Here is a 9,637-nt window from a genome sequence, read left to right as displayed (position 1 = left end):
CCGTGCGGACGTCCACCCGCAGCCGCTCGGCCAGGTCACCGCCCGGCCAGTCGCGCCGCGCCTGCAGCAGGGACAGCAGCCTGAGCAGCCGCGCCGACGTGCCCGTGGTCATGGGTTCGCTCGCTTCATGGGGACGAGTCTGGCAGACATCGCGGACAGTTCCGGTCCTCGATCCGCCGGGTAAGGTGACCGGGGTGATCGATCCCGCGAAACTGCTGTCCGTCGCCCGCGAAGAGGCCGAACTCGGCAAGGCCGAGGGCGGGGTCCCGATCGGCGCCGCGCTGTTCGACACCGACGGCGTGCTGCTCGGCCGCGGGCACAACCGCCGGGTCCAGGACGGCGACCCGTCGATGCACGCCGAGACCTCCGCGTTCCGGAACGCGGGCAGGCGGCCGCACTACCGGGACACGATCATGGTCACCACGCTCTCCCCCTGCTGGTACTGCAGCGGGCTGGTGCGCCAGTTCGGCATCGGCCGGGTGATCATCGGCGAGGCGGCCACGTTCGAAGGCGGACACGGCTGGCTGGAGCAGAACGGCGTCGAGATCACCCTGCTGGACGATCCGGCGTGCACCGCGCTGATGACCGAGTTCATCCGGGACCATCCGGAACTGTGGTTCGAGGACATCGGCGTCCCCACCACCGAGGGTTGATCGAGCGCTCGGGCGCGGTGTTGCGAAAGCCACTTTCGCAACATTGAAGGTTGCGAAAGTGGCTTTCGCAACACCTCCAGCGGGTGCGAGGCGGTACGAGACGCGCCGTGGTCGACCTACCGCCAAGGGTTAATCGAGGGATTCTTCGGCTTCGAAGACGACGGTGCGGTTGCGGCCGGCCACCTTAGCCGCGCGCAACGCCTGGTCCGCCGCGCCGACGAGCCTGTCGAGCGTCTCCCCGTCGGCGGGATGCGACGAGACGCCGATCGAGATGGTCGTCCCGGCGAACAACGGATCGTCCGGCTGCCTCCCACCCAGTGAGACGGAGGTCGACGCGATCCGCAGCCGGATGCGCTCGGCGATCGCGTGCGCGTCGAACCGGGTGGTGCCGGGAAGCAGGACGACGAACTCCTCGCCGCCGAACCGGCCGACCAGATCGGCCGCCCGCACCTCCGCGCGCAGCGTGTCCGCGACGGCACGCAGCACGTCGTCGCCGACGCTCCTGCCGTGCTCGTCGTTGAGCCGGGCGAAGTGGTCGAGGTCGAGCATCAACAGGGAAAGATCGGTGCCACGCCCCCGAAGCAGGTCGAACTGGGTGCGGGCACCGTCCAACCAGGACGACGCGGTGAGCAGCCCCGTCCCGGCGTCCGTCCCCGCGTGCCCGCGCAGGGCGCGCATCATCCCCGCCCGGTGCAGTACCACCAGCGCGACGGCGAGCACGATGGTGACGAACGGCCAGTCCACCGCCGACCACGCGATCAGCAGTCCGAACGCGACCATCGCCGCGTCGAAGGCGAAACCCGACGGTTCCGCGCCGAATTCGGCGGCGGGGGCGGCAAGTGCGGCGTCGACGGACAGGAACACCAGGCCGGTGCCGAAAACCAGCGCGAAGCCCTGGAAATCCCTTGTCGCGTCGGCGAAGGGCGCCGCTCCGACGAGGATGGGAAGCAGGGAGGCGGCGAGCGCGGACATCATCGTGGCGGCGGCCGCGAACACCTGGCGGTGCGGGATCCCGCGCCGGATCCGGAGCCAGCGGTAGACCGCGGAGGCGACGACGAGCGTGGCGGCGAGGGCGGGCGGGAGCAGCAGCGCGCCCGCGAAGATCCAGGCGGCGTCCAGTCCGGCGCCGAGCCGGGTGTCGGCGCGGGACCGCTCAATGGGACGTGAGATCTCCGAGCTGAGGATCATTCCGGCCAGCAGCGCGGAAAACGGGAGCAGCGCCGACGGCGCGGGCGGCCGCAGGGCGAAGAGGTACGTGGTGGCGGCGAGTGCGGCCGCGTCGACGAGGAGCAGGTACCCGATGAGGCCCCGCCTGGGTAGTTCCCACAGGCTCCAGGTCCCCAGCAGCCGTCTCGGCACGGCGAACCGGCTACTTCGGCCGCCGCTTCCGGTCGCCACCAGGGAGTCCCCCACCATTTCGGCAAATTAGCCGATTATCGCGGTGCTGTCACTCCGCTTTCCGGGTCATGACCCCCTACTAAGGTCGGTCGATACCCGCCGGATTCCCGGTGAATTCTTGACAGTCCTCAATGGTCTAGTCCACTGTGAGTGAGCACACAGTGACCTCCCGGTTGATACGCCGCGTCAAGACGGAGGTGCTCCACACCTGCGCGTCTCGTCACGCGCGTACCAGTTGGAGGACCTATGAATTCCTTACGACGCTGGGCAACACTGGCCACCACCGTCGGCGCCGCTCTCGCCACGGCCGTGGGACTCGCCCCCGTCGCCTCGGCGGCCCCGGATCCGGTGCTCGCCTCGCCTTATCTGTACCAGTGGTCGGGACAGACGGACCCGATCGCCGCGATGAACGCCACCGGGGTCAAGGCCTTCACCCTCGCGTTCGTCCTCTCCGACGGCGGCTGCAACCCGAAATGGGACGGCAGTCGTTCACTCACCGGCTCCGACGCCACCCTGATCAACAACATCCGGGCCAAGGGCGGCGACGTCATCCCGTCGTTCGGTGGCTGGTCCGGTACGAAGCTCGGCCCGAAGTGCGGCACACCCGCCGCCCTCGCCGGCGCTTACCAAAAGGTCATCGACGCCTACAAGCTCAAGGCCATCGATCTCGACATCGAGAACACCGACGAGTTCGAGAACTACACCGTGCAGGACCGGATCCTGAACGCCGTCAAGATCACGAAGCAGAAGAACCCCGGCCTGCGCGTGGTCATCACCATCCCGACCGAGGTCGGCGGCCCGAACTCGCACGGGAAGCGGCTGATCAACCAGTCGAAGACGCTCGGCGCGGGTGTCGACGCGTGGTCGGTCATGCCGTTCGACTTCTCCAGCGGCGGTGACATGGCGGGCAAGACCCGCAGTGCCGTCGACGGGCTGAAGAACGTCGTCAAGTCCACCTTCGGCCTGAGCGACGACGCGGCCTACCGGCGCAGCGGACTCTCGTCGATGAACGGGAAGACCGACGTGGCGGGCGAAACCGTCAGCGTCGCCGACTTCCGCGCGATCCGCGACTACGCGGCGAGCAAACATCTCGCCCGCCTGTCGTTCTGGGCGGTGAACCGCGACTGCGACAACTGCGCGGGAATCGGCCAGGGCAAGTACGACTACACCAAGATCGTGGCGGGTTACACCGGCTGACTTCCCCGTTCCCCACCGGGTTTCAGCCAAGCCCCCTTCACCGCGCTAGGCGTGGTGAAGGGGGCTTCACGTACTTCAGGCACCGCAGTCCGGCGCGGTGTTCAACGGACGTCCCCGCGACCACACGAGGTCGACCGGATGCACCGCACCGTCGGCGTCGATGGAGAGGATCGGCAGCGCCTTGTCGAGCTGATTCCCCGTCGTCCGGTCGAAGGCGATGGATCCGGTGGCGCCGGGGACCGAGGAATTGCAGTCGATGTTGCGCACCACTTCCGGTACCGACACCGGATCGGCCGACACGTTGTCCCCCGCCGCCCGGACCGCTACGGCGACCGCGTCGTGCTCGATCATCGCGGCGCCGTCCCACAGTTCGCCGCGCGGGAACCGCCGCGTGAACTCGGCGACGAAGTTGTCGTGGTTCTTCTTGTACGTCGGATACGCCGGATCGGCGGCGAACATATCCCACTGGTCGGGATAGGCCAGCGCCGTGTACCGGAGCCGGACCCCGATGTCCTTGTCCAGCGGCAAGGGCTTCCCGGCGAGCGTGCTCGCGTCGTCCCCGGTCATCACGGTCACCGAATCGAGCCCTTCACAGGCGCCGTCCCCGGCCAGTGCCTTCACGAACGCGCCGAGATCGAGCCCTCGCCCGGCGAAGTAGATGAGATCGGGTTTGGCACCGCAGATGTCGGAATGGTAGCCGCGGAACAGATTCCGCAGATAGTCCTCCCGTTTGGTGTCGAACAACGGGATGCTGTTGTACCCCTTGGTGAAGATGACCGGAACCTTCGACGCGCCCTGAAAGGCTTCCGCGAGTGTGGTCGCGTAGGTGTCCTCCACGCCGGTGCCCCGGACCATCATCACCCGGCGGAAACCGTGCGCCGCGATGTAGGCGGCCGCGGCACGTGCCTCGTCGGTGTTGGTCGGGCCGACACGGAAGAAGTTGTCGATCCGTTTGCCCTGCGGATCGATGTTCATGTTGTCCGCGGTGACGGTGGCACCGATCGTCGCGATGCCGTTCGCGGAAAGTTCCGCGACCAGCGCCCGGCTGTGCTCCGAGCTGACCCCGACGTCGGTGACGGCGACGATGTGCTGGCTCGCCGCGGCCGCGATGATCTCCTCGGCGACGTCCTTCCAGCGGGTGGCGTTGCTGCCGTAGTTGGCCAGCAGCACCCTGATCCCGGCCCGGCCGCCGTTCGGCCACGCGGCGGTGATCGCGCCCTGGATCTCGTGTTTCACGAACTCGATCGGCTGACTGTCGACATTCGGGTCCGGGGTGAAGTTCTCCAGCACCACGATGGTCCGGAAATCCTGGCCCGCCTCGTCGTTGCGGGCTTTGATGAACTTCTCCAGTGTGGCGAACGGGTCGTTCTCCCGCATCGGACCGGACTCGAGATTGATGCCGACGCAGGCATAGGACGAGCCGGACGATTTCTCGTCCGCGTCCACCGAACGCAGGCCGGGCCCGCAGTTCTCCCACGGTTTGATCGCGACCAGGAGAGCGCCGAGGAGGACGACCACGACCGCCGAGAGCAGGCCGCGGTGGCGTTGCGCCCAGCCGCGTGGGCGGACCGGTGGCCCGGCGGCCGCGCGGTGACGGGTACGGGAAAGCCGGGTCTTCAACGAATCGAGCCAGGGCATAACGGGTTTCCGTTCGAGGTTCAGGGGAATTCGCCGCGACGGGCGAGATCCTTGGCGGCCACGAGGGCGCCGACGTCGGGACGATGTGAGGTCGTCGCCAGCGCGGCGAAGGCGTTTCCGATCACCTGCTGCTGGTCCAGACCGCGGACCGCGAACGGGTCGGCGGTCAGCCAGCCCGCGGCGATGAGCCGGGCGATGTTGTTGCGGATCTCGGTCCGCCCGTCCGGATGGCGAGCGGTGTCGGTGTTGACGAGCTCGTCGTACAGCTCGGCGTGTTCCCGCTCGGGCGGCAGATCGTCCGGCGCGTGCAGGACGAGGTGGAGCTTCGCGAGCCACTCGGCGTGCGGGATCCGGTTGAACTCGCGCTCGAAGAAGCCGATCACCGCGCCGATGTCGCCCAGCGCGAGGTTGCAGTAGGCCAGCCGCACGGGGTCCTGCGCGGTGTCCGGGTCGTCGCGCAGCGCCTGGAACTGACCGGTGTAGGTCGGCCCGTCATCGCGCCGGGCCAGCGCGGACACCAGGTTCGCGGCGATCCACGGATGCAGGGCGGCCTGGTCCTCGGTGGTGGCGGCGGAGTTCTTCGCCGTCACCCACAGCGCGGTGCGCAGTTCGGTCAGGATCCGCCCGACGTGCGGCTGGTCGATCCGGCTCTGCGCGGCGTCCGGGATCAGCCAGGGCGCGGTCGCGAACGGGGCGGCGGTCACGAAGTCGTCGATGTGGACGCCGTCGAGGTGTTCGGTCAGGCCCAGTTCCTTCAGCCTGCGGTAGCAGGGATCCTGCTCGCCGTCGGCCGCGGTGGTGAGTACGTCGCGGGCGCCTTCCCGCACGTCCCTTCCCCGCAACGTGCCCGCGATCCGCTCGATCGCCGACGGCAGCCCACCGGTCGCCAGATGCGCGAGTCTCACCTTGGGGGTCGTCACACCGGAATCGAGGACACGCGCGATCTGCCCGCTCGGCTGCGGCGCGAGCATGACGGGGTAATAGGGCGATTCGAGTTCCCCGTTGCGCGGAGTCGCCCAGTCCTCGTAACCCGCCTCTTCACAGGCGACCACCGGCCGGACCGCGGGCGGCGCGGAAGCCGCCGGTTTCCACGGCGCCAGCCACGCGGTTCCCCAGTCCTGGTGCCACCGCCCGCTGGTGGCGACGATCAGCAGCGCGTCGTGGGTGTCCCGGTCGTTCGGATGGTGCAGGACGTACCGTTCCCGCGCGGCGATCAGATCGGCGAGGAACTCGGTGCCGCCGGCGTGATCGACGTCGTCGAGCAGCAGAACCCAGTTGTGCCAGTGCCTGCGGCGCCCGGGAAGGTCACAGGCGCACGGGCTCTTCTCCTCCGGTTTGGCCATCTTGCGGTGGTTCTCCCGGACGTCGCCGAGGAACGCCGCGATCAGCCATTCGGTGACCGCCTTGTCGTCACGGGCAGTGCCGTGCGCGAGCCGGTTGAGTTCGATCAGCGCGTCGAACGGATCCTTGCCCTCGGCGTTCGGGAAGTCGGCGAGGTACTTCAACGCTTTGCCGAGCCGCGGCCGGATGTTCCGGACCAGATGAGGGAACGTCTGGCGGAACACGTCGGCGTAAGCGGCTTCGACGAGACCCGTCGCCTTCGCGGTCTCGGTCAGTGTGGTGAGCAATTCGTCGGCCTGCGGAGTCCAGCGGATTCCGTGGAAAGTGGTGATCAGCGTTTTGAGCTGATCCCGGTCGTCGTTACGATTCCGTCCCGGAAGCTCCGCCTGGACTGCGATCAGCGCAATGGTGAACCGTACGAACTGCGGTTTCGGCCGGTTCCGCCATTTACTCGACAACGTGTAAGCCAGATTCGTCAGCACGTCGACCGTACTCGGCCGGTCGCCGCGCCCGAAGTCGAATCCCGCGTGGACGACGCCCCAGCCCAGGTCCTGCCGGATCGCCTCCAACGCGGTGGTCTTACCCGAGCCGACCGGCCCGAGCAGCAGCGTCACCGGCTGCGGCCTTGAAGGTGCCCCCACCTCGCGATTGATCAGCATTCTCCGGGTGAGCTTCACCGCGGGAGAATGTCGCCCCACACTCATTTTTCCTGTTCAGCCCCTAGCTGTGGTCCGGAAGGGATCAGAGATTGCGGACCATCGTAGGTAGCTGATCGAACTCAGGGGACGGGAATGGGCGCACCGGACACGAAAGGACGAAATCCGGGCAGAATCGTAATTATTGTTCGACGGTGAGCGATACGCGCGCTCACCCGTTCGGCGCTATCCGCCCCATTGCGGCCAGCGGCCGCCTTGATGGCCGTCGCGATATCCGCCGCCGTAGTACCAGTCGTAATACCAGTCATGGTCGTAATGACCGGCTCGCGGATCCCGCGGCTGTTCCGGAGGCGTGGTGGGGGTTGGTGTGGGAGACGGCGTCTCCGTGCCGTTCATCGACGCCGTGAGTGGCGGAGGAGGCGCCACGCTGCCGCCCGGGGGACCCGACGAGACGGGAGCGGGTACAGCGTCGTCCGGGACTTCCACCGCCTGCGGCTCGATGGTCAGCGACGGTGGCACGGGCGCGATCCCGGGGATGACGTCAGCCGGGTCGGCCGGGGTGAGCAGCACGGCCAGCAGGCCACCGACGACGACACCGCCCGCCGAGAGCGCGGAGATCCGCCGTACTTTCCCGCTGCCGGAACCACCGGGAGTGTCAGGGGCACGGTGCTTCGGCCCGCGCGGACCCCGGCGCCGGGGTGCGGCTCCGGCTTTCCGCATCAACACGCTCAGGGCGTCCTCACCGTCGTCGCGGCGAGCCGTGCGTGCCATCGGCACCTCCAGAAACCCCGGTCCGTCGCGCACCGCGACGGCCTCATCCCGGGGTGGATCCTAGGAACTGCAGGTGCCGGTTGTAAACGGTTGTGGTCCACACCGGACAGACGGTGCGGTGAAGGGTCAGGCTGCCGCGGTGACCGCGATCGCCGCTTCGCCGGCTTCGGTCAGCTCGGCGGGCACCCGGCCGGTGACGGCGGAGAGGCCGGTGGACTCGGCGGGGCGGATGTAGCCGCCGTGGGCGAGGGCGTGCGCGGTCATCTGGTCACAGCAGGCGAACCCGTCGATGAAGAGGTCCGGCTCGCAGCTGCACGACATCTGGGCTCGGCGGGCCGCGACCGCTCGCAGCATCGCCATGGCTCGATGGGACAACTCGACCTCTGAACCGGACACCGGACTAACCTCTCTCGATCAGCTACCCGAATCAGCAGCACTTACACCGTGTTATCGGCCGCTGCTCCATCAGTGTTAACAAGATCTCAGACGTTCCGGGGAATCTCCAGGTTCCGTTCGATCTTCTTGCTTTTCGCCAGTGCCAGTGTGGGCTCCAGAACCCTGGCCCACTGGGCCACGATCTGCTTGCGGCGCTTCGTGTCATCGGTCAGCAGATTCGCCAGTCCCAGGCCGCGGGCAAGATCGAGAGTGGCCTGGACCAGCTCACGAACGCCCTGGTGGGACTCGTCGACGCCGAGAAGCTCGACGGTCACCCGGTGTGCTTCCCTGCCTACCCGAGCCTCCAGCGGCACCAGCGTCGCGCGCAGCCCCTCGTCGGTCGAGGCCGCGACCCACAGGTGGAGCGCGGCCCGGAACATCGGCCCGCTGTAGAGGTTGAGCACCATGTCGACGGCCCGTTCGATCCGCGACCGCCCGGACGGCAGCTCGGCCGCCCGGGTGCGCAGCTCCACGATCTGGATCTCGCCGACATGTTCGACCGCCGCCGCGACCAGGTCCTCCCTGGTCGGGAAGTGGTGCTGGGCGGCGCCGCGCGAGACCCCGGCGCGTTCGGCGATGACCGCCACCGTGGTCCCGTTCCAGCCCAGCTCACCGATCGTCTCGACGGCGGCCTCGACCAGCCGCCGCCGGGTCGTCCGGCTGCGCTCCTGCTGCGGTTCGCGGATCATGGCCCTGATTCTGGAGTACGGCTTTCGACCCAGAAATCGAGCTGCAGGTCTTCCTCGTTCCCGCCGATGCGGTACTTCGAGAAGTCCGTGACGCCCTCGGCGGCCAGCACCTCGTCGTCGATGTAGAAGTTCCCCGACGCCTCGCCGCTCGGTTTGGTGAGGATCGCGTGCGCCGCGTCCGCCATGATCTCCGGCGTCCGCGACTTCGCCGCCAGTTCGGCGCCGACGACGTTGCGGATCGCCGCGGTGTCGATCGTGGTCCGCGGCCACAGCGAGTTCGCCGCGATCCCGAACTGCCGCAGTTCCGCCGCGAGCCCGACGGTCACCAGGCTCATCGAGTACTTCGCGATGCTGTACGCGAGGTGCCCGGCTTGGAACCACTTCTCGTCGAGGCTGATCGGCGGCGAAAGCGTCAGGATGTGGGCGTTGTCCGAAAGTTTCAGATACGGGATGGCGAGTTTCGACAGCAGGAAGGAGCCGCGCGCGTTGATGTCCTGCATCAGGTCGTAACGCTTCATGCTGACCGACTCGGTCGGTGTCAGATCGATCGCGCTGGCGTTGTTGAGCACGATGTCGATCCCGCCGAACTGTTCGGCGGTCCGCGCGATCGCGGCCTCGACCGACGTGTCGTCGCGGACGTCGCCGACGATCGGCAGCGCCTGCCCGCCGGCCTCCTCGATCGCCTTGGCCGCGGTGTAGACCGTGCCGGGCAGCTTCGGATGCGGCTCGGCGGTCTTGGCCAGCAGGGCGATGTTCGCCCCGTCGCGGGCGGCGCGGACCGCGATGGCCTCGCCGATCCCGCGACTGCCGCCGGAGATGATGATCGTCTTGCCGTGGAGCGTGCTCATGGTTCGCGCCT

General features: G+C 68.2%; 9 protein-coding genes and 1 pseudogene. 2 read left to right on the top strand and 8 right to left on the bottom strand.

The window, feature by feature from the left end; genetic code table 11:
- Positions 1 to 112: pseudogene (locus tag H5J31_RS40025) on the bottom strand (HTH domain-containing protein); the annotation flags it as partial.
- Between the two features lie 73 nt (positions 113 to 185).
- On the opposite strand from H5J31_RS40025, the gene H5J31_RS31655 reads away from it, so the two are divergent.
- Positions 186 to 653, top strand: coding sequence for a nucleoside deaminase (locus H5J31_RS31655; protein WP_181776336.1), 468 nt, complete (start codon positions 186 to 188; stop codon positions 651 to 653).
- Positions 654 to 782: 129 nt separating this feature from the next.
- Here H5J31_RS31655 and H5J31_RS31650 read toward each other — a convergent pair whose 3' ends face one another.
- Complete coding sequence (locus H5J31_RS31650; protein WP_181776335.1) at positions 783 to 2,069, bottom strand: GGDEF domain-containing protein; 1,287 nt, start codon at positions 2,067 to 2,069, stop codon at positions 783 to 785.
- A gap of 228 nt (positions 2,070 to 2,297) precedes the next feature.
- Between H5J31_RS31650 and H5J31_RS31645 the strand changes: the two genes are divergently transcribed.
- Positions 2,298 to 3,248 (top strand): chitinase, encoded by a 951-nt coding sequence (locus H5J31_RS31645; protein WP_181776334.1) that lies wholly within the window; start codon positions 2,298 to 2,300, stop codon positions 3,246 to 3,248.
- A 75-nt stretch (positions 3,249 to 3,323) separates the two neighbouring features.
- Here H5J31_RS31645 and H5J31_RS31640 read toward each other — a convergent pair whose 3' ends face one another.
- From H5J31_RS31640 to H5J31_RS31615, 6 genes are all read right to left on the bottom strand, one after another.
- Positions 3,324 to 4,886 (bottom strand): ABC transporter substrate-binding protein, encoded by a 1,563-nt coding sequence (locus H5J31_RS31640; protein ID WP_181776333.1) that lies wholly within the window; start codon positions 4,884 to 4,886, stop codon positions 3,324 to 3,326.
- Positions 4,887 to 4,906: 20 nt separating this feature from the next.
- Complete coding sequence (locus H5J31_RS31635; protein ID WP_328701663.1) at positions 4,907 to 6,904, bottom strand: hypothetical protein; 1,998 nt, start codon at positions 6,902 to 6,904, stop codon at positions 4,907 to 4,909.
- A 204-nt stretch (positions 6,905 to 7,108) separates the two neighbouring features.
- Complete coding sequence (locus tag H5J31_RS31630) at positions 7,109 to 7,654, bottom strand: hypothetical protein (protein ID WP_236005496.1); 546 nt, start codon at positions 7,652 to 7,654, stop codon at positions 7,109 to 7,111.
- 126 nt (positions 7,655 to 7,780) lie between these two features.
- Positions 7,781 to 8,050 (bottom strand): hypothetical protein, encoded by a 270-nt coding sequence (locus H5J31_RS31625; RefSeq protein ID WP_101606846.1) that lies wholly within the window; start codon positions 8,048 to 8,050, stop codon positions 7,781 to 7,783.
- Positions 8,051 to 8,136: 86 nt separating this feature from the next.
- Positions 8,137 to 8,778, bottom strand: coding sequence for a TetR/AcrR family transcriptional regulator (locus H5J31_RS31620; RefSeq protein WP_181776331.1), 642 nt, complete (start codon positions 8,776 to 8,778; stop codon positions 8,137 to 8,139).
- Complete coding sequence (locus H5J31_RS31615) at positions 8,775 to 9,626, bottom strand: SDR family oxidoreductase (RefSeq protein ID WP_181776330.1); 852 nt, start codon at positions 9,624 to 9,626, stop codon at positions 8,775 to 8,777. Before H5J31_RS31615 ends, H5J31_RS31620 begins: the two co-directional genes overlap by 4 nt.
- Between the last annotated feature and the right edge of the window lie 11 nt (positions 9,627 to 9,637).

This window comes from Amycolatopsis pittospori (assembly GCF_013870525.1).
In the GTDB taxonomy this organism is placed as follows: Bacteria; Actinomycetota; Actinomycetes; order Mycobacteriales; family Pseudonocardiaceae; genus Amycolatopsis; species Amycolatopsis pittospori.
Note: the sequence above shows the minus strand (reverse complement) of the source record. Positions and strands in the feature narration are given on the sequence as shown.

What these genes read in the sequence shown, in the direction of transcription:
- H5J31_RS31650 (WP_181776335.1), bottom strand. Translation starts at nt 2,069, where the DNA reads ATGGTGGGGGACTCCCTGGTGGCGACCGGAAGCGGCGGCCGAAGTAGC.
- H5J31_RS31645 (WP_181776334.1), top strand. Translation starts at nt 2,298, where the DNA reads ATGAATTCCTTACGACGCTGGGCAACACTGGCCACCACCGTCGGCGCC.
- H5J31_RS31640 (WP_181776333.1), bottom strand. Translation starts at nt 4,886, where the DNA reads ATGCCCTGGCTCGATTCGTTGAAGACCCGGCTTTCCCGTACCCGTCAC.
- H5J31_RS31630 (WP_236005496.1), bottom strand. Translation starts at nt 7,654, where the DNA reads ATGGCACGCACGGCTCGCCGCGACGACGGTGAGGACGCCCTGAGCGTG.
- H5J31_RS31620 (WP_181776331.1), bottom strand. Translation starts at nt 8,778, where the DNA reads ATGATCCGCGAACCGCAGCAGGAGCGCAGCCGGACGACCCGGCGGCGG.
- H5J31_RS31615 (WP_181776330.1), bottom strand. Translation starts at nt 9,626, where the DNA reads ATGAGCACGCTCCACGGCAAGACGATCATCATCTCCGGCGGCAGTCGC.